Here is a 24,226-nt window from a genome sequence, read left to right on the forward strand (position 1 = left end):
CCATGACCGTGGTCGTCATGCCGCTGCTGCTCGCCGCATGCGCCGCGCCGTCCAAGCCGCCGGCCGAAGCCGTCGCCGTGCAGCCGCCACCACCCCCACCGCCGCCCCCGCCGCCGGTGCAGCCCGTCGAAGCCGAGCCGATGGCGCCGGCCACGCAGCCGGCGCTGATCTTCACGCAGCTCACGCAAGGCCCGGTGGCCGCCCTGCTCGTGTACGCCGACAAGGTGCGGCCATTGGGCGGCAACGAGCTCGCCAACGAGATTTCGCGCCTGGGCGAGCCGGGCGAGCAGCCCTTGGTGCAGATGCAGCTGGCGATGCTGCTGGCGCAGACCCGCTCGCCGGCCGATCTCGCGCGCGCGCTCGGCCTGCTGCAGCGTGTGATCGCCAACCCGGCGAACGAGGCCCAGGCCCTGCATCCACTGGCCCGGCTGCTGGCCGCACGCTACCAGGAGCAGCGCCGCGTCGAGGACGATCGCGACCGCCAGGCGCAGCAGCTGCGCGACAGCCAGCGCCGCATCGACCAGCTGACCGACCGGATCGAGGCGCTGCGGGCGATCGAGCGCAGCTTCTCGCGTCCCAACAACCCGCCGCCCGTCGCGCCGGCGGCACCCAAGGCTGCACCATGAACACCACCCCTGGCTCCGCGAAAGACCCGCCCGGCGCCCGCCTGCTGGTGGTGGACGACGACGCCGACATGCTGCGGCTGCTGTCGATGCGGCTCACGGCGGCCGGCTACCAGGTGACGGCCGTGACCTCGGCCGAATCGGCGCTGACGCAGCTCGAGATCGAGCATCCCCAGCTGGTGCTGAGCGACGTGCGCCTGCCCGGGCGCGACGGCCTGCAGCTCTTCGACGAGGTTCGCAAGCGCCATCCCACGCTGCCGGTGATCCTGCTGACGGCGCACGGCACCATTCCCGACGCGGTCGAGGCCACCGCGCGCGGTGTCTTCACCTACCTCACCAAGCCCTACGACGCACGCGAGCTGCTCGACAAGATCGCGCAGGCCCTGGCGCTGGGCGCGCCCGCGCCCAGCGGCGGCAAGGTCGGCGACGAGAGCTGGCGCTCGGAGATCGTGAGCCGCAGCAACCGCATGGCCGAGCTGCTGGCCGAGGCCCGGATGGTGGCCAAGTCGGACGCCAGCGTGCTGCTGCGCGGCGACAGCGGCGCCGGCAAGGAACTGCTGGCCCGCGCCATCCATCGCGCCAGCGCACGCGCCGACAAGCCCTTCGTGGCAGTCAACTGCGGGGCCATTCCGGAGGCGCTGCTGGAGTCCGAGCTGTTCGGGCATATGAAGGGCGCCTTCACCGACGCGGTCGCCAATCACAAGGGCCTGTTCCAGCAGGCCGACGGCGGCACCCTGCTGCTCGACGAGATCGGCGACATGCCCCCGGCCCTGCAGGTCAAGCTGCTGCGGGTGCTGCAGGAGCACGCCGTGCGGCCGGTCGGCTCGACGCAATCGATCGAGGTCGATGTGCGGATCATCTCCGCCACCCACCGCGACCTCGATGCCGCGATGGAGGCCGGGCAGTTCCGCGAGGACCTCTACTACCGTCTCAACGTCGTGACACTCCAGCTGCCGCCCCTGTCGGCGCGGCGCGAGGACATTCCGCTCCTGGCCAACCATTTCCTGAACCGGCTCTCGAGCAAGTACGGCAAGCGGCTGTCGGGCTTCGCCCCGGAGGCGCTGAAGGCGCTGACCATGGCGCCCTGGCCGGGCAACGTGCGCCAGCTGTTCAACGTGGTCGAGCAGGTCTGCGCCCTGTCGAGCTCGCCGCTGATCCCGCTGGCGCTGGTGCAGCGGGCGCTGCGCTCGCCCAGCGTCGAGGTCCAGACCTATGCCGAGGCCAAGCAGCGCTTCGAGCGCGAATACCTGGTCGGCCTGCTCAAGCTGACCGACGGCAACGTGGCCGACGCGGCACGCCTGGCAGACCGCAACCGCACCGAGTTCTATCGCCTGCTGCAGAAGAACGGGCTCACCGCCGGGCACTTCAAATCCGATGCCGTGTCGCCGGGCGGCGATGCTGTCGCCGAAGAGCGACGACCCTAAGTGCTTGATTTCATTGGGAATTCACTTCCCCTTCACTAGCCTTGTCGGGATTCGGCGACAAATTCGGGGGTTTTGGAGGTCTTTAGACCTCAAAAGCCGGTCCCAGCGCTGCCGAATCGCGCTAAGCGGTTGATCTGAAAGAGTTTTTCCAGGCTGGCACGGGGTTTGCCCTTAGAAGGGCATGACAGCACTTACCAGCCCATCTTTCGCACTGCGTCCGCAGCGCGACGGCCTGCGTCAAAAGCAGTTTTCCCTCTCGCGGTCCCGTGCCGCGGGTCATCCGCCCGCCGGCCTGGGCCAATCCGGCGGTGCGGCACCGGACTGCGTCTTCAAGCGCTTTCCGGCAATCGGCGACACGCCTTCCGTCGACAAGCAACGGGGGTGAGTCGCATATGAAGCCCAACGATTTCTCCCAGCTCAACGTTCTCACCGAAGCGGATTTTTCCCGCCGCAGCATGCTGCGTGAAGAACGCCACCCCAACTCGGTCACCGCGCCGCCCATCAACCGCGGCTCGATGACGCCCCGCCCCTGGCGCGGCTTCTGGAACAGCATAGGCACGGCGCTGCTCGTCAAGCTCGGCGCCGGCGGCAAGGCAGCGGCCCGCGCGTCGCGCGCACCGCAGGCCACCCAGGCCTGGCAGCGCGCGGCCCAGCAGCGGCGCATGGCCTTTCTGGCGCTCACCGTGGTCAGCACGGTGATCGCATCCGCGCTGTTCGCGGGGGTGCAGCCCGACTACGAGAGCCTCTGGCTCGAATACAGCCAGATCGCCCTCTACGGCCTGCTCTCAGGCTGGGTGGTGACCGGCTTCGTGACCGCGCTGATGGGCTTCTATGTCTCGGTGCGCGGCGACAAGCACGCGCTGTCGGCCAAGCAAGTGGCCGACCATCCGATGAACCCGGAAGCGCGCACGGCGATCATCATGCCGATCTGCAACGAGGACGTGGCCACGGTGTTCGCCGGCCTGCGCGCCACCTGCGAATCGGTGGCGGCGACCGGCCATGCGAGGCAGTTCGACGTCTTCGTGCTGTCCGACAGCTACACGCCCGAGGTCGCCGCCGCCGAACGCGCCGCCTGGGAAGACCTGCGCGTCGCGCTGGCCGACAGCCCGAACCAGCCGCAGGTCGAGGTCTACTACCGCCTGCGCAAGCGCCGCACCCACCGTAAGGCCGGCAACGTGGCCGACTTCTGCCGCCGCTGGGGCAAGGACTACCGCTACATGGTGGTGCTCGACGCCGACAGCGTGATGAGCGGCGACTGCCTGACCTCGATGGTCAAGCTGATGGAAGCCAACCCGTCGGCCGGCATCATCCAGACTGCGACGCAGGCCATCGGCCACGTCACGCTGCACGCCCGCGCCCAGCAGTTCGCCTCGCGCGTGACGGGCCGCCTGTTCACGCTGGGCATGCAGTTCTGGCAGCTCGGCGAGTCGCACTACTGGGGCCACAACGCGATCATCCGCGTCGAGCCCTTCATGGAGCACTGCGCGCTGGCGCCGATCAAGGGCACCGGCGGCATGTCGGGCGGCATCATGTCGCACGACTTCGTCGAGGCCGCACTGATGCGCCGCGCCGGCTACCAGGTGTGGCTGGTCGCCGACCTGGTGGGCAGCTACGAGCAACAGCCGCCGGACCTGCTGGCCGAGCTGCAGCGCGACCGCCGCTGGTGCCAGGGCAACCTGCAGAACGCCCGCCTGATGGCCGAGCCCGGCCTGCACCCGGTGCACCGCGCGATGTTCATGACCGGCACCATGGCCTACGCCTCTGCGCCGCTGTGGCTGGCCTTCCTGACGCTGGGCACCGCCCTGTGGCTTACCGGCTCGAGCGTGATGGCGCACTGGCTGGTGATGCCGATGGAGCTGGCCGGCCTGTGGCTGTGGACGCTGTGCCTCCTGTTCCTGCCGCGCATCCTGGGCATCGCAGCCGTGGTGATGCGCCGCGAGCAGCGCCAGTACGGCGGTGTCGGCGGCCTGCTCAAGAGCGCCGCGCTGGAAAGCGCGCTGGCCATCGTGCAGGCCCCGGTGCGCATGCTGGCCCACTCGCTGTTCGTGGTGGTGGCGCTCACCGGCATCAAGCTGGACTGGAAGTCGCCGCCGCGGGAAGCCGCTGCCGTGCCGTGGCGCATCGCCTTCACCCAGCTGGCGCCGATGACGCTGGTGATCGCCGCGCTGGCGGTGGGCATCGCGCTGATCGATGCCGGTGCGCTGGCCTGGCTGATGCCGGTGGGTCTGCCGCTGCTGCTGGCGATCCCGCTGACCGTGCTGACCAGCCAGATCGCGCTGGGCAATGCGATGCGCGATCGTGGTTTCCTGGTGATTCCGGAGGAATCGCGTTCGCCGGCGGTGCTGCGTCGGGCCTGGATGCACGCGGTGCGCCTGGCACGCGCCTGACGGTTCGCCACCCATGAAAAAGCCCGCTCGATGAGCGGGCTTTTTCTTTGCTCCCTCCCCTTCCGGGGGAGAGACAGAAGTCAGAAGCGCGGCATGCCGCCGCCTCCACCCATGCCTGGCAGGCCCTTCATGCCGCCCATGCGCTTCATCATCTTCATCAGGCCGCCGCCCTTCATCTTCTTCATCATCTGCTGCATCTGCTCGAACTCATTGAGCAGCCGGTTCACCTCCTGAACCTGCACGCCAGCGCCGGCCGCGATGCGCCGCTTGCGCGTCGCCTTGAGCAGCTCCGGCTTGCGCCGCTCCAGTGGCGTCATGCTGTTGATGATGCCCTCCTTGCGCCGGATGTCGCGCTCGGCGCGGGTCATGTCGGCGTCGGTGGCCTTGGCGGCCAGGTGCGTCGGCAGCTTGTCCATGATGCTGGAGAGCCCGCCCATCTGCTTCATCTGCTGCAGCTGACCGAGGAAGTCGTTGAGGTCGAAGCCGGCGCCGCTCTTGACCTTGGCCGCCAGCTTCTGCGCCGCCGCCACATCGACACCGGCCGTGACCTGCTCGACCAGCGCGACGATGTCGCCCATGCCGAGGATGCGGCCGGCATGGCGCTCGGCATCGAACACCTCCAGGCCATCGATCTTCTCGCTGACGCCGGCGAACTTGATCGGCACGCCCGTGACTTGCCGCACGGACAGCGCCGCGCCGCCGCGCGAATCTCCGTCGGTCTTGGTGAGGATGATGCCGGTGAGCGGCAGCGCTTCCTTGAAGGCCTTGGCGGTGTTGATCGCGTCCTGGCCCTGCATCGCGTCGACCACAAACAGGGTCTCGACCGGGTTCAGCGCCGCGTGCAGCTGCTGGATCTCGTTCATCAGCACCTCGTCGATCGCGAGGCGGCCGGCGGTGTCGACCAGCAGCACGTCGAAGAAATGGCGCTTGGCGTGATCGAGCGCGGCGCGGGCGATGTCCAGCGGCTTCTGCTCCGGCGTGCTTGGGAACCACTCGGCGCCGGCCTGCTTCGTGACGGTCTTGAGCTGCTCGATGGCCGCCGGCCGGTAGACGTCGCCCGAGACGGTGAGCACTTTTTTCTTGCGCTTCTCGATGAGATGCTTGGCGAGCTTGGCGGTGGTGGTGGTCTTGCCGGCGCCCTGAAGGCCAGCCATCAGGATCACGGCGGGCGGCTGGGCCACCAGGTTGATGTCAGCCACGCCCTCGCCCATGGTGGTGGCGAGCTCGCGGTTGACGATGCCCACCAGCGCCTGGCCGGGCTTGAGCGAGCCCAGCACTTCCTGGCCCATGGCCTTGTCCTTGACGCGGGCGACGAAGTCGCGCACGACGGGCAGGGCGACGTCGGCCTCGAGCAGCGCCATGCGGACCTCGCGCAGCATGTCCTGCACATTGCTTTCGGTAATGCGGGCCTGGCCGCTGACCTGCTTGACGAGGCGTGAGAATTTTTCGGTGAGGGCGCTGGCCATGGTGCTTCCCGCGGGCGGGACCGGTAGGTGGGGAGTAGGGGCGCCTTCGCGAAGGATCACGCAAGAGCGAGACGCTAAACTCCGACCGATGATTTTAGCGATCCCCTCCCCACTCGGCGTGGCGCTGGGCATCGCCACCGCCGCCGCTTACGCCGCGACCGCTGCGGCGGCCTCCTGGCTCGGGAGGCCTTCCACGCAATGGATGCTGGGTCTGGCCTGGGTGCTGCACGCGTGCGTACTCGCCTGGTCGCTGGCCGGGGGCGATCCGCGCTTCGGCTTCGCGCCCGCCCTGTCCGTCACCGCGTGGCTGGTGATGACGGTCTACGCCATCGAGAGCCGCCTGTATCCGCAGCTCAAGGTGCGACGCATGCTCGCGGGCCTGGGCGCGGCGGCCGTGCTGCTGGCGCTGGTCTTTCCGGGCACGCCGCTGCATGTATCGGCATCACCCTGGCTGCCGCTGCACCTGGCGCTCGGCATTGCCTCCTACGGCCTGTTCGGCGCGGCGGTGATCCACGCCTGGATCATGACCCGCGCCGAGAAGCAGATCCGGCTGGCGGCCGAGCCGCAGGCCGGCGTGCCTCTGCTCACCATGGAGCGCCTGACCTTCCGCTTCGTGACCGCCGGCTTCGTGCTGCTGTCGGCCACCCTTCTTGCGGGCCTGCTGTTCAGCGAGCAGTTGTACGGTGCCAGCGCACGCAGCTGGAAATGGGACCACAAGACGGTGTTCTCGGTGCTGGCGTGGATCAGCTTCGCGGTGCTGCTCATCGGGCGCGCGCGCTTCGGCTGGCGCGGCCGCACCGCACGGCGCGTGCTCTATGCCGGCGCGGCCCTGTTGCTGCTGGCCTATGTGGGCTCGCGCTTCGTGCTGGAGGTGGTGCTGGGGCGCGTGACATGAAATACCTGCTGGTCCTCGCGGTCATCCTGGTGGCGGTCTGGCTCTGGCGCAAGGCCCGGCGCGAAGAGCTGCAGTCGCGCACGCCGCCGCCGTCACCCCCGCCCGCACCGGGCGCCATCGCGCCGCCGCAAGCCATGCTGCGCTGTGCGCATTGCGGACTGCACTTGCCAGCCGCGGACGCGGTGCGCGGCACGGACGGTGCGGCCTACTGCAGTACGGCGCACCGCCAGGCCGCCACACACTGAGTGAGCCGTCGCCGATGAGCACCTTCCTCTGGTCGCGTGCCGAGCCCGGGACCGACTGGACGCCGCTCGACCGGGCGGCCGGCCGCGAAAGCTCGGCCCTGCTGCGCCTGTGGCGCGGCTTCATGACCGCGCGCTGCTTCATCGCCGTTGTGCTGCTGCTGCTGCAGGCCATCGTCTTCGCGCTCGGGCAAGCCCCGCAGCCTATCGTGGTGGCGCTGACGGGCAGCTACCTGGTCGTCACCGTGCTGACCGCGCGCTACTCGCGCTTTCAGCCGCCGGTGCGGCGCTTCGGCACGGCCTGGCTATCCACCATCGGCGTCGACCTGGTGGTCTTCAGCACGCTTCAGCTGCTGCAGGTGGGCAGCATCAACTACACGCCGCTGTTCGCCTTGCCGGTGTTGATGGGGGCGGTACTGGGCACCGGCACCGTCGGGCTGGGCACCACCGCCATCGTCACGCTGCTGCTGCTGGCGCATGCCGGCTGGTACTGGCTGCAGCAGCAGGCCGAGCCCTCGGCGCGCTTCGTGCAGGCGGCGCTGACCGGCACCGGCCTGTTCGTGGTGGCGCTGCTGGCGCACGAGCTGGCGCGGCGGCTGATGCGCGAGGAGGCGCTGGCGCAGAGCAACCGCGGCGCGGCGCAGATGCATGCCCTGGTGAACGACCTGGTGATCGAAACGCTCAGCGAGGGCGTGCTGGTGGTCGACGCCCAGGGCCAGGTGCACGCGGCCAACCCGGCGGCCGACGCGATCCTCGGGCAGGGCCTGGCGCAGCTCGCGCTGCCCTTCGCGCTGGGCGCGAACCCCGCCTGGGCGCCGCTGGCAGCGATCGCGCGCAGCACCTTCGCGCGCCGCACATCGCAGGCGCGCGAGATCCCGATCGCGCAGGCCCAGGGCGCGCCACGCGAGGTGCGCGTGCGCACGCGCCTCACGCGCGCCGCCGAGCGCGGCATCGACAGCCTGTGCGTGATGTTCCTGCAGGACCTGCGCGAACTGGAGGCGCGCATCCGCACCGAGAAGCTGGCGGCCATGGGCCGTATGTCTGCGGCGGTCGCGCACGAGATCCGCAACCCCTTGACCGCGATCACACAGGCCAGTGCGCTGTTGAGCGAGGACCTGGTCGATCCGGCCCACCGCCGACTGACGAACATGGTCCAGCAAAACGCCCAGCGCCTGGCGCGCATCGTCGACGACGTGCTCGACGTCGCCCGCGCCCGCCAGCAGCGCGTGCTGCCGCTGGGCGAGCAGCTGGTGCTCGATCCGACCGTGCGCACGCTGGCCGAGGAATGGGTGCGGCAAACCCAGCGCCAGGGCGTGCTGCTGGTGCTGGAAGCCCCCGGCCGCGTGGTGCGCTTCGACATTGAGCACCTGCGGCGCATCCTCGTGAATCTGCTCGACAACGCCGCGCGCTACGCGGGCGAGCGCGAAGGCTCTATCCAGGTGATGACGCGGCTGAATGCGGCCGGCCGCGCAAGCCTGCAGGTGTGGAGCGACGGCGCGCCGCTCGAGCCCGCGGTGCAGCGCCATCTGTTCGAACCCTTCTTCTCCTCCGAGAGCCGCTCCAGCGGCCTCGGCCTCTACCTGTGCCGCGAGCTGTGCGAACGCCACGGCGCGACCATCGGCTACGAGCGCCGCACCCTCGCCGCAGGCGGGCCGGAGGGCAACGAATTCGCCGTCGTCTTCATGCCGGGCGAAGGCGGGCTGACACAATAGCGCCGTGAGCAGCTCCAATCCGTCCGCACAGCGCCCTGCACAGATCCTGGTCGTCGACGACGAGCCCGACCTGCGCACGCTCTACGAGCTCACGCTGCTGCGCGAGGGCTACCGCGTCGAGGCGGCCGGCAGCGTGTCGGAGGCGCGCGAGCATCTGGACGCGGGCCGCTTCGATGCCGTGATCACCGACATGCGCCTGCCCGACGGGCTGGGCATGGAAATCCTGCAGCGCATCCAGCAGGAGCAGCGCAGCGAGCGCTGCGTGGTGATGACCGCCTACGGCTCGGCCGAGAACGCGGTCGAGGCCCTGAAGGCGGGCGCCTTCGACTACCTCACCAAGCCGGTGGACCTGAAGCAGTTCCGCACCGTCGTGGCCTCGGCGGTGCAGGCGCAGGCCGCGCCCGCGCGGCCGGTGCGCCAGGCGGAGGACAGCGGCGGCAAGCTGGCCGCAACCACCAGCAACGCCGGTATCGCGGCGCTCGAACGGCTGGTCGGCGGCTCCGAGCCGATGCGCCTGGTCAAGTCCCGCATCGCCAAGGTGGCGCGCGGCATGGCGCCGGTGCTGGTGCGCGGCGAGTCCGGCACCGGCAAGGAACTGGCGGCGCGTGCGGTGCATGCGTGCAGCCAGCGCAGCGACGGCCCCTTCGTCGCCGTCAACTGCGGCGCCATTCCCGAGAACCTGCTCGAGGCCGAGTTCTTCGGCGCCAGAAAGGGCTCGTACACCGGCTCCTCGCAAGACCGCGACGGCTACTTCCAGGCCGCGCGCGGCGGCACGCTCTTCCTCGACGAGATCGGCGACCTGCCGCTGGCGATGCAGTCCAAGCTGCTGCGCGCGATCCAGGAGCGCAGCGTGCGGCCGATCGGCTCGACCCAGGAAGACGCCGTCGACGTGCGCATCGTGAGCGCCACGCACAAGGACCTGCAGGCCGAGGTGCAGGCCGGCCGCTTCCGGCAGGACCTGTTCTATCGACTGAACGTGATCGAGATCGCGGTGCCGGCGCTGCGCGAGCGCCGCGAGGATCTGCCGGCACTCTGCGAGGCGCTGCTGGCGCGCATTGCGCGCGACGCCGGCATGCCGATCCCCGCGCTGTCGGCCGAGGTGCTGCAGCGCCTGTCGCAGCATCCGCTGCACGGCAACGTGCGCGAGCTCGAGAACCTGCTGCACCGCGCCGTCGCCTTGAGCGATGGCGACGTGCTGCACATCGATGTCTCGAGCCCCGCGGCTCAACTCGAGCCGGCGGGCGCGCCGCCTGCCACCGCAACGCCGGCGCCGGCCGAGCCGCAGCAGCCCGCGCCTCCCGCGGCCAGGCCCGCCGCCGCGGTGCCGAGCGATCTGCAAAGCTACCTGGACCAGCAGGAGCGCGAGATCCTCGTTCGCGCGCTGCAGGAAAGCGGCTTCAACCGCACCGCCGCCGCGGCGCGGCTGGGCCTGAGCCTGCGGCAGATCCGCTATCGCATCGCGCGCCTGGGCATCGCGACGCCGGGCGGCGACGACAGCCATGGCAACGGACCCGACGACTGAGGACACGAGCGCCGCCCGGGCGCCCGCAGGTGCTTCCATGAGCACCGCCCGGCCGCCCGAAGGCGCTCGCACCGCAGCGCGTAGCGCGAAGGTTGCCCCATGAGCACGGGCCTCTGGCAGGACGGCTGGTACCGCTTCGCCCGGCCGCTGCGCTCGCCGAACTTCGGACCGCGGCCTGCCGGTGCGCAGATCGACCTGATCGTGCTGCACTCCATCAGCCTGCCGCCGGGCCGCTATGGCGGCGACGAGGTGCAGCAGCTCTTCATGAACCAGCTGGACTGGGACGCGCATCCCTACTTCGGCAGCATCCGCGGCCTCGAGGTCTCGGCCCATTTCTATGTGCGCCGCAACGGCGAGCTCTGGCAGTTCGTGAGCTGCGACGACCGCGCCTGGCATGCCGGGCCATCGTCCTGGCGCGGCCGCACCAACTGCAACGACGATTCGATCGGCATCGAGCTCGAAGGCCTGGAGGGTGCGCATTTCGAGCTTGCGCAATACGAAACCCTGGCCAGTCTCTGCCCAGCCATCGCGCAGCGCTATGCGATCGCCTTCGTCGCCGGCCACGAGCACATCGCACCGGGCCGCAAGGCCGATCCCGGCAGCGGCTTCGACTGGCCTCTGCTGCAGCGGCAGCTGGCATGGGCGCCCGCGATGTTCCCGGACACAACTGTTGCCCGCTGATTTTTTTCAATGGTCGCTGCGGCACTGATGCGCCGGCGCCACGGCCGAGCCATCGCCGCTTTTGCTTTCGGTCCGCGCAGCAACCATGCGCCTTTCAGGCCCAAAAACGCGCGCAAGGCGCATGAACAGCGGCGCCCGCTAAGGTGGCTCAGTAACGACGCCGCAAACCCGCCGATGGCAAGGTGTCCACAGAGGATGGATACCGTTGAACTACAAGGAAAACACTATATCTAGTGGGTTGAACCCCCCTTGGACCCCAGATATAGTGTGCCCTGGCCCTGTGCTTCATGCCAAGCAACCGGCCAGACGCGGCACCGCCGCCCCAACAAGAATTGCCAACAGAGGATCGAATGCAAACTGCCCTGAACCATCCCGCCACCTCCCGCGCCGTAACCTCGACGCCGCAACACCCCAGCGACAAGGCCGGCTCGCACGCCGGCAACGCGCTTGCCAACTACCAGATCATCCGCCGCAACGGCGCCGTCGTTCCCTTCGAGCCCAACAAGATCGCGATCGCGATGATGAAGGCCTTCCTCGCGGTGCATGGCACCCAGGGCGCGGCCTCCGCCAGCGTGCGCGAGACGGTCGACACGCTGACCCAGGGCGTGGTGCGCGCCATGCTGCGCTCGCGTCCGGGCGGCGGCACCTTCCACATCGAGGACGTGCAGGACCAGGTCGAGCTGGGCCTGATGCGCGGCGGCCACCACGAGATCGCGCGCGCCTACGTGCTGTACCGCGAGCGCCGCTCGCAGGAGCGCTCCAAGCAGGGCGAGCTTGAAGCCCCGGTCGCCGTCTCCACGCTGCACGTGCTCGACCGCGGCGAGCGCGTCGCTCTGGACCTCAACGAGCTCAAGGGCCTGATCGAATCCGCCTGCGCCGGCCTGGGCGAGAGCATCACGGCCGGCCCGATCGAGGCCGAGACCATGCGCAACCTCTACGACGGCGTGCCGCTTGACGAGGTCTACAAGGCCTCGATCCTGGCCGCCCGCACGCTGATCGAGAAGGACCCGGACTACACCTTCGCCACGGCGCGCCTGCTGCTGCACACGATCTTCAAGGAAGTCATCGGCCGCGAAGTGCCGGCCGCTGAGCGCGCCCAGGCCTACGCCGACAGCTTCCCGCTGTTCATCAAGAAGGGCGTGGACAACGAACTGCTCGACGAGAAGCTGCAGCAGTACGACCTGGCCCGCCTGGGCGCCGCGCTCAAGCCCGAGCGCGACCTGCAGTTCGACTACCTCGGCCTGCAGACCCTGTACGACCGCTACTTCCTGCACGTGCGCAAGACCCGCATCGAGCTGCCGCAGGCCTTCTTCATGCGCGTGGCCATGGGCCTGGCGCTGAACGAGATCGACCGCGAGGCGCGCGCCATCGAGTTCTACGAGGTGCTGTCCTCCTTCGACTTCATGTCCAGCACGCCCACGCTGTTCAACAGCGGCACGCTGCGCTCGCAGCTCTCCAGCTGCTACCTGACCACCGTGCCCGACGACCTGGACGGCATCTACGAGTCGATCAAGGAAAACGCCCTGCTCTCCAAGTTCGCCGGCGGCCTGGGCAACGACTGGACCCGCGTGCGCGCGCTGGGCAGCCACATCAAGGGCACCAACGGCGAGTCGCAGGGCGTGGTGCCCTTCCTCAAGGTGGTGAACGACACCGCGGTCGCGGTCAACCAGGGCGGCAAGCGCAAGGGCGCGGTCTGCACCTACCTGGAAAGCTGGCACCTCGACATCGAGGAGTTCCTGGAGCTGCGCAAGAACACCGGCGACGACCGCCGCCGCACGCACGACATGAACACGGCCAACTGGATTCCCGACCTGTTCATGCGCCGCGTGATGGAAAAGGGCAGCTGGACGCTGTTCTCGCCTTCCAGCGTGCCGGACCTGCACGACAAGTTCGGCGCCGACTTCGAAACCGCCTACGTCGCCTATGAAGAGAAAGCCGCGCGCGGCGAGATCAAGCCCAGCCGCACGCTCCAGGCCACCGATCTCTGGCGCAAGATGCTCACGATGCTGTTCGAGACCGGCCATCCCTGGATCACCTTCAAGGATGCCTGCAACGTGCGCTCGCCCCAGCAGCACGTCGGCGTGGTCCACTCGTCCAACCTCTGCACCGAGATCACGCTCAACACCAGCGACACCGAGACCGCCGTCTGCAACCTGGGCTCGGTCAACCTGCTGCAGCACCTGAAGGACGGCAAGGTCGACCAGGAGAAGCTGCAACGCACCGTGTCGACCGCGATGCGCATGCTCGACAACGTGATCGACATCAACTACTACGCGGTCAAGAAGGCGCGCGACTCCAACCTGCGCCACCGCCCGGTCGGCCTGGGCCTGATGGGCTTTCAGGACGCCCTGTACGAGCTGCGCATCCCCTACGCCTCGCAAGAGGCCGTGCAGTTCGCCGACGAGTCGATGGAAGCGATCTGCTACCACGCCTACTGGGCCTCGACCGAACTGGCCCGCGAGCGCGGCCGCTACTCGAGCTACAAGGGCTCGCTGTGGGACAAGGGCGTGCTGCCGCCCGACACGCTGGAGCTGCTCGAGAAGGCGCGCGGCGGCTACGTCGAGCTGGACCGCTCGGCCACGCTGGACTGGGACGCGCTGCGCCAGAAGATCAAGGCCGACGGCATGCGCAATTCCAACTGCGTGGCCATCGCGCCGACCGCCACCATCTCGAACATCATCGGCGTGGACGCCTCGATCGAGCCCTGCTTCGGCAACCTCTCGGTCAAGTCGAACCTCTCCGGCGAGTTCACCGTCATCAACCACTACCTGGTGCGCGACCTCAAGCGCCTGGGCCTGTGGGACGACGTGATGGTGATGGACCTCAAGCACTTCGACGGCTCGCTGCGCCCGATCGACCGCGTGCCGCAGGACGTGAAGGCGCTCTACGCGACCGCCTTCGAGATCGAGACCACCTGGCTGGTCGAGGCCGCCGCGCGTCGCCAGAAGTGGATCGACCAGGCGCAGTCGCTGAACATCTACATGGCCGGCGCGTCTGGCAAGAAGCTCGACGACACCTACAAGCTCGCATGGCTGCGCGGCCTGAAGACCACCTACTACCTGCGCACGCAGAGCGCCACGCACGCCGAGAAGTCGACGGTGCAATCGGGCCGCCTCAACGCGGTGTCCTCGGGTTCGAACGATGCGCCTTCGTCGGGCATGAGCGCGCTCGAAGCAGCTGCGGCGGCTGCGCGGGCGCAGCTCGGCGCGATGCCCGCGACCGACATCGCCTTCTGCGGCGTCGACGATCCGACGTGCGAAGCGTGCCAGTGATGTCGGCGTGAAGACGCATCGATTCGCGGCATCGCCCGACAAATGGCGATGCACGCGAACAACATAACGACAACATAAATGGAGCCACGATGTGAAGAGCACTTTGCAACTCACATCGTTGCTCACATAATTTGAGCATTGGATTTTTCTATGTTGACCTGGGACGAAGAAGTCAAGCCCTCCTTGCCAAAGGATCTGCAACAAGGCATGCGGCAACCATCGATCAGCGACGCGCAAGCCAGCCGCTCGCTGGAGCATCCGACTTCGCAAACAGCGCCCGCCCTCGCTTCGGTTCCCCGCACGCTCGATGACGGCGCTGTGCCGCGCGCTGCACAGCAGGCCGCGCCCGCAATGCCGGCCGCACGCCGCGTCAAGGCCGCCGACAAGCGCATCATCAACGGCCAGACCGACGTCAACCAGCTGGTGCCGTTCAAGTACAAGTGGGCCTGGGAAAAGTACCTCGCCACCTGCGCCAACCACTGGATGCCGCAGGAAGTGAACATGACGCGCGACATCGCGCTCTGGAAAGACCCGAACGGCCTGACCGAGGACGAGCGCCGCATCGTCAAGCGCAACCTCGGCTTCTTCGTGACGGCCGATTCGCTGGCCGCCAACAACATCGTGCTGGGCACCTACCGCCACATCACGGCGCCCGAATGCCGCCAGTTCCTGCTGCGCCAGGCTTTCGAGGAAGCGATCCACACGCACGCCTACCAGTACATCGTCGAGTCGCTGGGCCTGGACGAGAGCGAGATCTTCAACGCCTACAACGAGGTGCCGTCGATCCGCGAGAAGGACCAGTTCCTGATCCCCTTCATCGACGCCATCAGCGACCCGAACTTCCACACCGGCACGCACGAGAACGACCAGACGCTGCTCAAGTCGCTGATCGTCTTCGCCTGCCTGATGGAGGGCCTGTTCTTCTACGTCGGCTTCACGCAGATCCTCGCGCTCGGCCGCCAGAACAAGATGACCGGTGCTGCCGAGCAGTACCAATACATCCTGCGCGACGAGTCGATGCACTGCAACTTCGGCATCGACCTGATCAACCAGCTGAAGCTCGAGAATCCCCACCTCTGGACCGCGGAGTTCAAGGCGGAGATCAAGGCCCTCTTCCTGAAGGCCGTCGAGCTCGAGTACCGCTATGCCGAAGACACCATGCCCCGCGGCGTGCTCGGCATGAACGCCTCCATGTTCAAGGGCTACCTGCGCTACATCGCCAACCGGCGCGCGCAGCAGATCGGCCTGGAAACGCTCTTCCCGAACGAAGAAAATCCCTTCCCCTGGATGAGCGAAATGATTGACCTGAAGAAGGAGCGCAACTTCTTCGAGACCCGCGTGATCGAGTATCAGTCGGGTGGTGCGCTCTCCTGGGATTGAATTGTTCCGACAAGAAAAGTGAATTCAAGAATAGCCCTCATCACGACCAGGCACCGGAGAGTGCGGCGGCGGTGAAGGCGCAGGTGTTCATGGCGCTGGAGCTCGATCCAACGCCATGAATCGCTTCACGCTACCAACATGCGTGGAGTGCTTCAAAAGGTTGATTTTTTCAACTTGATCAAGGAGAAAAGAGAAATGGCAACTGCAAAGAAAGCGCCGGCTAAGAAAGCCGCAGCAAAGAAGGCTCCGGCCAAGAAGGTCGCTGCTGCCAAGAAGGCACCGGCCAAGAAGGTCGCAGCGAAGAAGGCTCCTGCCAAGAAGGTAGCGGCCAAGAAGGCGCCGGCGAAGAAGGCCGCAGCGAAGAAGGCTCCTGCCAAGAAGGTAGCGGCCAAGAAGGCGCCGGCGAAGAAGGCCGCAGCGAAGAAGGCTCCTGCCAAGAAGGCAGCGGCCAAGAAGGCGCCGGCGAAGAAGGCCGCTGCCAAGAAGGCTCCTGCGAAAAAGGCGCCGGCGAAAAAGGCCGCGGCCAAGAAGCCTGCCGCCAAGAAAGCAGCGAAGAAGCCTGCTGCCAAGAAGGCCGCGAAAGCGCCCGCCGCTGCTGCGCCTGCGCCTGCAGCGCAAACGACGCTGAACCCCCAGGCAGCCTGGCCGTTCCCGACGGCCAGCAAGCCCTGAGTCGCTCAGCAGCCTTGAAGGCAAAAGCCCGGCACTTCGGTGCCGGGCTTTTTTTATTGCAGACCGGGGTTCAGAGGCCGAGCGCCTGGCGATCCACCTGGTAGTTCTGCGGGCCCCGCTGTGCGATCTTGAGCGCACCGAGGCGGTTGCCCAGGGCGGCACAGCGCGCGAGCGTCCAGCCCTGCTCCAGCCCGTACAGCAGCGCACCGCGCCAGGCGTCGCCGCAGCCCGTGGGCTCGATCACCGCGGTGGGCTTGACGGCCAGCACATGCTCGCGCTCGCCCCGGGTCCACACCTCGCAGCCCTCGGCCGCGAGGGTGATGACCAGGCCCTGCACGCGCTCGGAGATCTCGGCGAAGCTCCAGCCCGTGCGCTGCGAGAGCATCTTGCCCTCGTAGTCGTTGACGACGACCCAGCTCGCCAGCTCCACGAAATGCCGCAGCTCCTCGCCGTCGAACATCGGCAGGCCCTGGCCGGGATCGAAGACGAAGGGGATGTTCGCCGCCTTGAACTGCTCGGCGTGCTGCAGCATCGCCTCGCGCCCGTCGGGCGCCACGATGCCGAGCCGGATGTCGTCGCGCGCCGCCACGCGCGTGATGTGCGCCTGCTGCATCGCGCCGGGGTGGAAGGCCGTGATCTGGTTGTTGTCGCGGTCGTTCATGATCATCGCCTGCGCGGTGAAGCTGTCGTCGACCTGCTGCACGAATTCCGTGCTGATGCCGAGCGAGCGCAGCCGCTCCAGGTAGTCGCCGCCGTCGCTGCCGACCGTGGCCATCGGCAGCGCCCGGCCGCCCAGCGCGTTGAGGCTGTAGGCGATGTTGCCGGCACAGCCCCCGAAATCGCGCCGCAGGCCGGGGACCAGAAAGGACACGTTGAGGATGTGCAGCTGATCAGGGAGGATCTGATCGGCGAACCGGCCCTCGAAAGTCATGATCGTGTCGAACGCGAGAGAACCGCAAATCACTGCTGCCATGAATGAACCACTGGTTGGGTTGAGAAAGAAAATGAGGCGCCGGCTTCAGGGATAGAAGGCCAGCAGATGAAAGCCCGCGACCGGCGGCAGCGCCGCGGCCTCGGGACCGCCGAGCGCCAACGGCAGCGATGCCGTGCGCTCGGCACGGGCCGGCAGCACGGAGGGCGCGCCAAACTCCGACGGCATGAGCACGCGCCGCACCACGGCGCGCTCCTGCGTGTCCAGCAGGGACAGCTCGACGGCAGGCATGGCGAGCGGCACGGGCGCGGCATTGCGCAAGGTGAAGTTCAGCCTGTAGGCGTCGCCGACCTTCTCGCGTGCGAAGGAGGCGCCGTCGATCGTGATGTCGCCGATCTGCCGCAGGGCCGAGAGCTCGCAGCCCGTCAGCCCGCACACGGCCGCGAGCACCGGGCGCATCGAGGGCTGGCGCGCCGCGATCAGGTCGCGCTCCTGGTGCAGCACCTGCATGACCAGGAGGACCGCAGCCAGCGCGGCCACCCCGACCAGCGCACGCCGCACGCCGATGCGCTCCCAGAATGCGGCGCCCTCGGCGGGAGCAACGAAGCGGGGCAGGCGCCGCGGGATGTCGGGCGCGGGTTCGTGCTCGCTGGGCGCGAGCACGACGGGAGCCGATTCGCGCGCGGCACGCTCTTCGCCGCGGGCCTTGGCTCGGGCGATCTTGGCGGACTTGGCACGCGCGCGCCGCAGGGCTTTCTGCAGCTGCACGTTGGCAGCGTCGTCTTCGGCCATGGTCGCCGGTGCGGACTTCGCTTCGAGCCGTGCCGGCTCCGCTCGCCGGGCCTCGCGACCAATGGGCGGCGAGGCCGGCAGACTCAGGTCGATGTTCGGGAAGGGCGGCAAGGAAGGGTACGGCGGCACCACATGCGGATCCGCCTCGACCATCGATGCCGGAGCCTCGGGCCAGGGCTCGTCGGTGACGACGCCGGCGAAGGGCAGCGGATCGGACTTCGCCCGCGCTTCGGGTTTCCTGGGCGCTTCGGGTGGCAGCGGCTCGGCGACCGGTGGCTCGGCGATCTGCGGTTCGGCTGGCGGCGGCTCGGTCTCGTGCTCGTCGTCGAGGAAGTCCGTCTCATCCACGTCGTGCCCCGAGTCTTCCGAAGGCGGTGCGACCTCTTCCTGCTCGGGCATGGTGGGCGACGGCGCGCTCGCTGGCGTCTCGATGGGCGGTGCGGGAGCCCTGGACTCCGGCGCCGGATCGGACGTCTCCTGCAGCGCAAGGGTCGCGTCGAAGACTTCGCTGCAGCGCCCGCAGCGCACCCAGCCATCGGAGATGCGAAGCTGGTCCCTCACCACCTTGAAGGTGGTGCCGCAGGCGGGGCAGCGGGTGACCAGGCTCATGAGGCGCCGATTGTAGGGTTGCGACCTCCGGCAGGAGGAGGGTCTAGACCCGCGCGGTCATGAGGATCCAGCCATCCTCGCTGTCGCTGACTTCGAGCGCCGCATAGGGCGCATAGGCCAGCTTCAGCTCATCGGCCTGGCGCTCGAGGATGCCGGCGAGCACCAGCGAGCCGCCGGGCGCCACGTGCTCGCACAACAGGGGTGCCAGCACCTTGAGCGGGGTGGCGAGGATGTTCGCCAGCACGATGTCGTAGCGGCCCTGGGCGAGTTCGCTCAGCCCGGCCTTCAGCTGCACACGATTGGCCTCGGCGTTGAGGCGGGTCGCGTCGACCGCGGCTTCGTCGATGTCGACGGCATCGATCTCCGCGGCGCCGAACTTGGCCGCGCCGATCGCCAGGATGCCGGAGCCGCAGCCGTAGTCCAGCACACGCTTGCCGGCCGTCTCCGCGCGCGACGCGATCCAGCGCAGGCACATGCGCGTGGTCGGATGCGTGCCGGTGCCGAAGGCCAGGCCCGGATCCAGCCGAATCACCTGTCGCGCCCCGGCCGGGGGCTCATGCCAGGTGGGCACGATCCAGAACTCCGGCGTGATCTCGACCGGCGCGAACTGCGATTGGGTGAGGCGCACCCAGTCCTGCTCGGGCACGTCGACCAGGCCCAGCAGTTGGCAGCCGTCGAAGAAGTCCTGCGCCGCCAAAACCGTCGCTGCCTCGCGCGCCTGCGCCTCGTCGGCGAACAGGGCAATTACGCGGGAGCGCTGCCAGCCCTCTTTCGGCGGCGGCATGCCCGGCTCGCCGAAGAGCGCCTGCTCGGCGTCGGTCTGGGCGTCGGCGTCCTCGACCGAGACGCTCAGCGCATCGAGAGCCTCGAGCGCGTCGCTGACGGTCTCGACGCGGTCCTCCGGAACGAGCAGGCGGAGTTCGAACATGGGGCGGCCCCGTTCAGCGCTTGTGGGCCGCGAGCCACTCTTCGAGGTAGTGGATGTTGGTGCCGCCGCTCATGAACTTGGCGTCGACCATCAGCTCGCGATGCAGCGGGATGTTGGTCTGGATGCCCTCCACCACCGTCTCGCTCAGCGCCGTGCGCATGCGCGCGAGCGCTTGCTCGCGGGTGTCGCCGTGCACGATGATCTTGCCGACCATCGAGTCGTAGTTGGGCGGCACGAAGTAGTTGGTGTAGATGTGGGAATCCACCCGCACGCCCGGCCCGCCCGGCGGATGCCACATCGTGATGCGGCCCGGCGACGGCGTGAACTTGTACGGATCCTCGGCGTTGATGCGGCACTCGATCGCATGGCCGCGCATCTCGATCTGGCGCTGCGTGAACGGCAGCCGCTCGCCGGCCGCCACCATGATCTGCGTCTTCACGATGTCGATGCCGGTGGTGAACTCGGTGACCGGGTGCTCCACCTGCACGCGCGTGTTCATCTCGATGAAGTAGAACTCGCCGTTCTCGTAGAGAAACTCGAAGGTGCCGGCGCCGCGGTAGCCGATCTTCTTGCAGGCCATGGCGCAGCGCTCGCCGATCTTCTCGATCAGCTTGCGCGGAATGCCCGGCGCGGGCGATTCCTCGATCACCTTCTGGTGGCGCCGCTGCATGGAGCAGTCGCGCTCGCCCAGGTAGACCGCGTTCTTGTGCTTGTCGGCCAGCACCTGGATCTCGATGTGGCGCGGGTTCTGGAGAAACTTCTCCATGTAGACCGAGGGATTGTTGAAGGCTGCCGCGGCCTCCGCCTTGGTCATCTGGATCGCGTTGACCAGCGCTGCCTCGGTGTGCACCACGCGCATGCCGCGGCCGCCGCCACCGCCTGCCGCCTTGATGATGACCGGGTAGCCGATGGCGCGCGCGATGCGCTTGTTGATGGCGGCGTCGTCGGACAGCTCGCCCTCCGAGCCGGGCACGCAGGGCACGCCGGCCTTGATCATGGCCTGCTTGGCCGACACCTTGTCGCCCATGATGCGGATCGACTCGGGGCTGGGGCCGATGAACTGGAAGCCGCTCTGCTCGACGCGCTCGGCGAAGTTGGCGTTTTCGCTCAGGAAGCCGTAGCCGGGATGGATGGCCTCGGAGTCCGTCACTTCGGCGGCCGAGATGATCGCCGGCATGTTCAGGTAGCTCTGGGACGACGGCGCCGGGCCGATGCACACCGCCTCTTCGGCCAGCTTCACGTACTTGGCTTCCCGATCGGCCTCGGAATAGACCATGACGGCCTTGATGCCCAGTTCGCTGCAGGCCCGCTGGATACGAAGTGCGATTTCGCCGCGGTTGGCGACCAGAATCTTCTTAAACATTGCGCCCTCCGCGGCTCATCGCCCGTGCGCTGGCGCGCACCAGTGCAATTTGCCGGGCTTCGCCCGTCCGCGCCCAGGCGCGAACCCCGCGCTGGGCAGCGAGAATCTTCTTGAACATGGTCACTCGATGATGAACAGCGGCTGGCCATATTCGACCGCCTGACCGTTTTCGCCGAGGATTTGTGTGACGGTGCCGGACTTGTCGGCCTCGATTTCGTTGAGGATCTTCATTGCCTCGATGATGCAGATCGTGTCGCCCTCCTTGACCTGGCTGCCCACTTCGACGAAGGCCGGAGCGCCGGGGCTGGAAGAGCGGTAGAAGGTGCCGACCATGGGCGACTTCACTACGTGGCCGGTTGGCGCGGCCTGCGCGGGAGCTGCGGCCGTAGCCGGCGCCGCGGCGATGGCGCCCGCGGGTGCCGCGACACCGACACCAGGAGCCGGGGCCGGCATGGCCTGCACGTACTGGACGGGCGCTGCGATCCCGCCTTTTACGATGCGGACCTTGCCTTCGGTTTCGGTGATTTCCAGTTCGGAAATATTCGATTCGGACACCAGATCGATCAGTGTCTTGAGCTTGCGCAGATCCATGGGACTCCAACGCCGGGTTGCCGGCTATGAGGATTTATTTGGCCTGAAAATCGGTGTATTTCTGTGTACTTCGGTGTACTTCGGCGTTCAGCCGTCAACTACCCGACAAAGGGACCGAATTCTAGCCGTGAACTATGCCCGCCGCCACGCTTGGAGGTCGGCCGGTTCGATCTTGCCCATTTTACGCGTCGCGATCGTGCCACCGGCGTCCAACACGATGCTGAACGGCAGCCCGCCGGCCGTGTTCCCGAGGTTTTTGACCAGTTCGGTCCCTTGCAAGCCTGCCAGCCCGATGGGATAGCTCACCGGCGTCTTGGCCAGGAATTTGCGCACGGCGCTGGGTTGATCGATGGCCAATCCCACGACTTGCCATCCGTTGGCGGCATTTTCGCGGAAGAAGGCATCGATCATCGGCATCTCCTCGATGCAGGGCGGACACCAGGTGGCCCAGAAGTTGATCAGCACGCGCTTGCCGCGAAGTTGCTCGAAGAGCAGCTCCCCGCCCTCCGGCCGCTCGAAGCGCTGGGCCCAGAAAGCGGCATCGAGCCGCTCGCCGCCTCCATTGGCGCGCCGGTGCCAGACCGCGCCACCGAGTCCGGCGATCGCCGCCACCGCGGCCACGCCTCCATAGAGCCAGCCACGGCGCGTAGGCTTGGCTGTCATCCGTTTTCCTTTTCGATCAGCCGCCTCAGCGCGGCCAGATTGCCCCGCGGCACACGGCCCTGGGTGTCGGGCTTGAGGGCGCCACGCAGGTCGTCGAGGTCGTAGATCAGGAGGTGCACCCCGATCTCTTCGCCAAGGGCACGGCTCGCCACATGAATGCTGAGCGCCTCGACCTGCTCGCCATGGAAGCCGGTCACCATGCGCGGCTCGTAGTCGACATGGTGGTCGATGAGCGTGATTTCGGCCGACTTCGGGTCGTCGCAGAACAGCTGGATATAGATGTCCGACAGCCGGGTCGCCGTGCCGTGCCAGACGGCGCCGCCGATATGGGGGCGGTACTCGGCCATGTGCTCCATCCATTCGAGCGCCAGCACGCGCAGGGCATGCAGTTCCTTCGGCTGGGTGTCGGCGCAATAGAGCTGGATGTAGTCCCGCACCTCGTTTTCGACTTCGTCGTTGTGGGGAAGCGGCGTGCGCGCGGGGAGGCCCAGGTCGCGCAGCGCGCGGCGCTTGGCCGGGCCGTACTCCAGCCCCTCCTCGACGATGAGGCGCGCGGCGGCGGCGGCGATTTCCTGTTTGGGCACATCCATCGGCCCATTTTGCCCAAAGGAAGGCGTGCGCAGAAGAGCGATCTCGGGCATCCCTAGAATCGACCGATGCACATTCACATCCTCGGCATCTGCGGCACCTTCATGGGCGGGCTGGCCGCACTGGCGCGCGAGGCCGGGCACCGGGTCACCGGCTGCGATGCCGGCGTCTACCCGCCGATGAGCGACCAGTTGCGCGCCCTCGGCATCGAACTGATCGAAGGCTTCGGCGCCGACCAGATGGCACTGCAGCCCGACGTCTTCGTCATCGGCAACGTGGTGTCGCGGGTCCGGCTCGCCGATGGCGCGCCCAAGTTCCCGCTGATGGAAGCGATCCTCGACGCCGGCGTCCCCTACACCAGCGGCCCCCAGTGGCTGGCCGAGCAGGTGCTGCAGGGCCGGCATGTGCTGGCCGTGGCCGGCACCCACGGCAAGACCACCACCACCTCCATGCTGGCCTGGATCCTCGAGCGCGCCGGCCGCTCGCCGGGCTTCCTGGTGGGCGGGGTGCCGCTGGACTTCGGCGTCTCGGCCCGGCTGGGAAGCGGCGCGCAGAAGCTCTTCGTGATCGAGGCCGACGAGTACGACACCGCCTTCTTCGACAAACGCAGCAAGTTCGTCCACTACCGTCCGCGCACCGCGATCCTCAACAACCTGGAATACGACCACGCCGACATCTTCGACGACCTGGCGGCGATCGAGCGGCAGTTCCACCACCTGGTGCGCACGGTCCCGGCCAGCGGCCGGGTGGTCGTCAATGCGACCGAGGACAGCCTGCGACGCGTGCTGAGCCAGGGCTGCTGGAGCGAGCTGGCCCGCTTCGGTACCGGCGGCGAATGGCAGGCGCAGGGGACGCACGACGCCTTCGACGTGCTGCGGCAAGGCGAGGCCGTCGGCCGGGTCGAATGGCCGCTGTCCGGGCTGCACAATCAGATGAATGCCCTGGCCGCCATCGCCGCGGCCGAGCATGTGGGCGTGGCGCCGGCCGAGGCGGCGGCGGCGCTGGCAGGCTTTCGCAACGTGCGCCGGCGCATGGAAGTGCGCGGCACGGTCGAGCGGGCCGGCAGGCCGATCACCGTCTACGACGATTTCGCACACCACCCGACCGCCATCCGCACCACGCTCGATGGCCTGCGCAACAAGCTCGACGCCGGCGGCCATCGGGGCGAGCGCATCCTGGCCACCTTCGAGCCGCGCAGCAACACCATGAAGCTGGGCACCATGGCGGCCCAGTTGCCCTGGAGCCTGGAGCAGGCCGACCTCGCCTTCTGCCACAGCGGCGGGCTGGACTGGGACGCGGCGGCAGCGCTCGCGCCGATGGGCGAACGCGCACGAGTGGCCGGCGCGATCGAGCCGCTGGTGGCGCAGATCGTGGCCGCCGCGCAGCCCGGCGACCACATCGTCTGCATGAGCAACGGCGGCTTCGGCGGCGTGCACGAGAAGCTTCTTTCAGCCCTGCGCGCGACAGGCGCGGCAGAATGAGCGG

The 24,226-nt window shown here is 68.1% G+C and carries 20 protein-coding genes; 12 read left to right on the plus strand and 8 right to left on the minus strand.

The features are described from left to right. The first annotated feature begins 2 nt into the window (after positions 1 to 2). The 3 genes from AC3A6X_RS12855 to mdoH all read left to right on the plus strand — a co-directional run bounded on the left by AC3A6X_RS12855 (position 3) and on the right by mdoH (position 4,434). Positions 3 to 626 carry a hypothetical protein gene (locus tag AC3A6X_RS12855; RefSeq protein WP_487842539.1) on the plus strand — a complete coding sequence of 208 codons (624 nt, stop codon included), beginning with the start codon at positions 3 to 5 and terminating at the stop codon, positions 624 to 626. Further along, positions 623 to 2,047, plus strand: coding sequence for a sigma 54-interacting transcriptional regulator (locus AC3A6X_RS12860; protein ID WP_487842540.1), 1,425 nt, complete (start codon positions 623 to 625; stop codon positions 2,045 to 2,047). Before AC3A6X_RS12855 ends, AC3A6X_RS12860 begins: the two co-directional genes overlap by 4 nt. A 392-nt stretch (positions 2,048 to 2,439) precedes the next feature. Then, entirely contained in the window at positions 2,440 to 4,434 is a 1,995-nt protein-coding gene (mdoH, locus tag AC3A6X_RS12865; RefSeq protein ID WP_487842541.1) for a glucans biosynthesis glucosyltransferase MdoH, read from the plus strand. A gap of 80 nt (positions 4,435 to 4,514) precedes the next feature. Here the strand turns inward: mdoH and ffh are convergent, their stop codons facing one another. Continuing rightward, a complete protein-coding gene (gene ffh / locus AC3A6X_RS12870) occupies positions 4,515 to 5,900 on the minus strand; it encodes a signal recognition particle protein (protein ID WP_487842542.1) in 1,386 nt (461 codons plus the stop codon). Positions 5,901 to 5,988: 88 nt separating this feature from the next. Between ffh and AC3A6X_RS12875 the strand changes: the two genes are divergently transcribed. From AC3A6X_RS12875 to AC3A6X_RS12910, 8 genes are all read left to right on the plus strand, one after another. After that, positions 5,989 to 6,795 (plus strand): cytochrome C assembly family protein, encoded by an 807-nt coding sequence (locus AC3A6X_RS12875; protein WP_106554916.1) that lies wholly within the window; start codon positions 5,989 to 5,991, stop codon positions 6,793 to 6,795. Beyond that, positions 6,792 to 7,040 (plus strand): PP0621 family protein, encoded by a 249-nt coding sequence (locus tag AC3A6X_RS12880; protein ID WP_487842543.1) that lies wholly within the window; start codon positions 6,792 to 6,794, stop codon positions 7,038 to 7,040. The genes AC3A6X_RS12875 and AC3A6X_RS12880 overlap by 4 nt, the downstream gene beginning before the upstream one ends. A gap of 14 nt (positions 7,041 to 7,054) precedes the next feature. Beyond that, a complete protein-coding gene (locus AC3A6X_RS12885) occupies positions 7,055 to 8,749 on the plus strand; it encodes a sensor histidine kinase (RefSeq protein WP_487842544.1) in 1,695 nt (564 codons plus the stop codon). Between the two features lie 4 nt (positions 8,750 to 8,753). Continuing rightward, complete coding sequence (locus AC3A6X_RS12890; RefSeq protein ID WP_487842545.1) at positions 8,754 to 10,271, plus strand: sigma-54-dependent transcriptional regulator; 1,518 nt, start codon at positions 8,754 to 8,756, stop codon at positions 10,269 to 10,271. A gap of 99 nt (positions 10,272 to 10,370) precedes the next feature. Continuing rightward, positions 10,371 to 10,952 carry a 1,6-anhydro-N-acetylmuramyl-L-alanine amidase AmpD gene (gene ampD, locus AC3A6X_RS12895; protein ID WP_487842546.1) on the plus strand — a complete coding sequence of 194 codons (582 nt, stop codon included), beginning with the start codon at positions 10,371 to 10,373 and terminating at the stop codon, positions 10,950 to 10,952. A 350-nt stretch (positions 10,953 to 11,302) separates the two neighbouring features. After that, positions 11,303 to 14,224, plus strand: a complete 2,922-nt coding sequence (locus AC3A6X_RS12900) for a ribonucleoside-diphosphate reductase subunit alpha (RefSeq protein WP_487842547.1) — start codon at positions 11,303 to 11,305, stop codon at positions 14,222 to 14,224. Positions 14,225 to 14,374: 150 nt separating this feature from the next. Continuing rightward, positions 14,375 to 15,604, plus strand: a complete 1,230-nt coding sequence (locus tag AC3A6X_RS12905) for a ribonucleotide-diphosphate reductase subunit beta (protein ID WP_487842548.1) — start codon at positions 14,375 to 14,377, stop codon at positions 15,602 to 15,604. A gap of 195 nt (positions 15,605 to 15,799) precedes the next feature. Continuing rightward, on the plus strand, positions 15,800 to 16,276 hold the full coding sequence (locus tag AC3A6X_RS12910) for a histone H1-like DNA-binding protein (protein ID WP_102905180.1): 477 nt from the start codon (positions 15,800 to 15,802) through the stop codon (positions 16,274 to 16,276). Between the two features lie 70 nt (positions 16,277 to 16,346). On the opposite strand, the gene AC3A6X_RS12915 is transcribed toward AC3A6X_RS12910, so the two are convergent. The 7 genes from AC3A6X_RS12915 to AC3A6X_RS12945 all read right to left on the minus strand — a co-directional run bounded on the left by AC3A6X_RS12915 (position 16,347) and on the right by AC3A6X_RS12945 (position 22,743). Then, on the minus strand, positions 16,347 to 17,249 hold the full coding sequence (locus tag AC3A6X_RS12915; RefSeq protein ID WP_487842549.1) for a carbohydrate kinase family protein: 903 nt from the start codon (positions 17,247 to 17,249) through the stop codon (positions 16,347 to 16,349). A 45-nt stretch (positions 17,250 to 17,294) separates the two neighbouring features. Beyond that, entirely contained in the window at positions 17,295 to 18,608 is a 1,314-nt protein-coding gene (locus tag AC3A6X_RS12920) for a DUF3426 domain-containing protein (protein ID WP_487842550.1), read from the minus strand. Positions 18,609 to 18,651: 43 nt separating this feature from the next. Beyond that, positions 18,652 to 19,536, minus strand: coding sequence for a 50S ribosomal protein L11 methyltransferase (gene prmA / locus AC3A6X_RS12925; RefSeq protein WP_309970992.1), 885 nt, complete (start codon positions 19,534 to 19,536; stop codon positions 18,652 to 18,654). A 13-nt stretch (positions 19,537 to 19,549) separates the two neighbouring features. Further along, entirely contained in the window at positions 19,550 to 20,899 is a 1,350-nt protein-coding gene (accC, locus tag AC3A6X_RS12930) for an acetyl-CoA carboxylase biotin carboxylase subunit (protein ID WP_106554926.1), read from the minus strand. A 120-nt stretch (positions 20,900 to 21,019) separates the two neighbouring features. Then, positions 21,020 to 21,490 (minus strand): acetyl-CoA carboxylase biotin carboxyl carrier protein, encoded by a 471-nt coding sequence (gene accB, locus AC3A6X_RS12935; RefSeq protein WP_487842551.1) that lies wholly within the window; start codon positions 21,488 to 21,490, stop codon positions 21,020 to 21,022. A 132-nt stretch (positions 21,491 to 21,622) separates the two neighbouring features. Beyond that, positions 21,623 to 22,102, minus strand: coding sequence for a TlpA family protein disulfide reductase (locus tag AC3A6X_RS12940; protein WP_487842552.1), 480 nt, complete (start codon positions 22,100 to 22,102; stop codon positions 21,623 to 21,625). Between the two features lie 47 nt (positions 22,103 to 22,149). Then, on the minus strand, positions 22,150 to 22,743 hold the full coding sequence (locus AC3A6X_RS12945) for a hypothetical protein (RefSeq protein WP_309970980.1): 594 nt from the start codon (positions 22,741 to 22,743) through the stop codon (positions 22,150 to 22,152). A 66-nt stretch (positions 22,744 to 22,809) separates the two neighbouring features. Here AC3A6X_RS12945 and mpl point away from each other — a divergent pair, with 66 nt between their 5' ends. Continuing rightward, positions 22,810 to 24,222 carry a UDP-N-acetylmuramate:L-alanyl-gamma-D-glutamyl-meso-diaminopimelate ligase gene (gene mpl / locus AC3A6X_RS12950; RefSeq protein WP_487842553.1) on the plus strand — a complete coding sequence of 471 codons (1,413 nt, stop codon included), beginning with the start codon at positions 22,810 to 22,812 and terminating at the stop codon, positions 24,220 to 24,222. Positions 24,223 to 24,226: the final 4 nt, after the last annotated feature.

Source organism: Variovorax sp. Soil_C_12 (assembly GCF_057657375.1).

Excerpts from the sequence above, each read along its gene's own strand:
- AC3A6X_RS12855 (WP_487842539.1), top strand. The coding sequence starts at position 3 with ATGACCGTGGTCGTCATGCCGCTGCTGCTCGCCGCATGCGCCGCGCCG.
- AC3A6X_RS12860 (WP_487842540.1), top strand. The coding sequence starts at position 623 with ATGAACACCACCCCTGGCTCCGCGAAAGACCCGCCCGGCGCCCGCCTG.
- mdoH (WP_487842541.1), top strand. The coding sequence starts at position 2,440 with ATGAAGCCCAACGATTTCTCCCAGCTCAACGTTCTCACCGAAGCGGAT.
- ffh (WP_487842542.1), bottom strand. The coding sequence starts at position 5,900 with ATGGCCAGCGCCCTCACCGAAAAATTCTCACGCCTCGTCAAGCAGGTC.
- AC3A6X_RS12875 (WP_106554916.1), top strand. The coding sequence starts at position 5,989 with ATGATTTTAGCGATCCCCTCCCCACTCGGCGTGGCGCTGGGCATCGCC.
- AC3A6X_RS12880 (WP_487842543.1), top strand. The coding sequence starts at position 6,792 with ATGAAATACCTGCTGGTCCTCGCGGTCATCCTGGTGGCGGTCTGGCTC.
- AC3A6X_RS12885 (WP_487842544.1), top strand. The coding sequence starts at position 7,055 with ATGAGCACCTTCCTCTGGTCGCGTGCCGAGCCCGGGACCGACTGGACG.
- ampD (WP_487842546.1), top strand. The coding sequence starts at position 10,371 with ATGAGCACGGGCCTCTGGCAGGACGGCTGGTACCGCTTCGCCCGGCCG.
- AC3A6X_RS12900 (WP_487842547.1), top strand. The coding sequence starts at position 11,303 with ATGCAAACTGCCCTGAACCATCCCGCCACCTCCCGCGCCGTAACCTCG.
- AC3A6X_RS12905 (WP_487842548.1), top strand. The coding sequence starts at position 14,375 with ATGTTGACCTGGGACGAAGAAGTCAAGCCCTCCTTGCCAAAGGATCTG.
- AC3A6X_RS12910 (WP_102905180.1), top strand. The coding sequence starts at position 15,800 with ATGGCAACTGCAAAGAAAGCGCCGGCTAAGAAAGCCGCAGCAAAGAAG.
- AC3A6X_RS12915 (WP_487842549.1), bottom strand. The coding sequence starts at position 17,249 with ATGGCAGCAGTGATTTGCGGTTCTCTCGCGTTCGACACGATCATGACT.
- AC3A6X_RS12920 (WP_487842550.1), bottom strand. The coding sequence starts at position 18,608 with ATGAGCCTGGTCACCCGCTGCCCCGCCTGCGGCACCACCTTCAAGGTG.
- prmA (WP_309970992.1), bottom strand. The coding sequence starts at position 19,536 with ATGTTCGAACTCCGCCTGCTCGTTCCGGAGGACCGCGTCGAGACCGTC.
- accC (WP_106554926.1), bottom strand. The coding sequence starts at position 20,899 with ATGTTTAAGAAGATTCTGGTCGCCAACCGCGGCGAAATCGCACTTCGT.
- accB (WP_487842551.1), bottom strand. The coding sequence starts at position 21,490 with ATGGATCTGCGCAAGCTCAAGACACTGATCGATCTGGTGTCCGAATCG.
- AC3A6X_RS12945 (WP_309970980.1), bottom strand. The coding sequence starts at position 22,743 with ATGGATGTGCCCAAACAGGAAATCGCCGCCGCCGCCGCGCGCCTCATC.
- mpl (WP_487842553.1), top strand. The coding sequence starts at position 22,810 with ATGCACATTCACATCCTCGGCATCTGCGGCACCTTCATGGGCGGGCTG.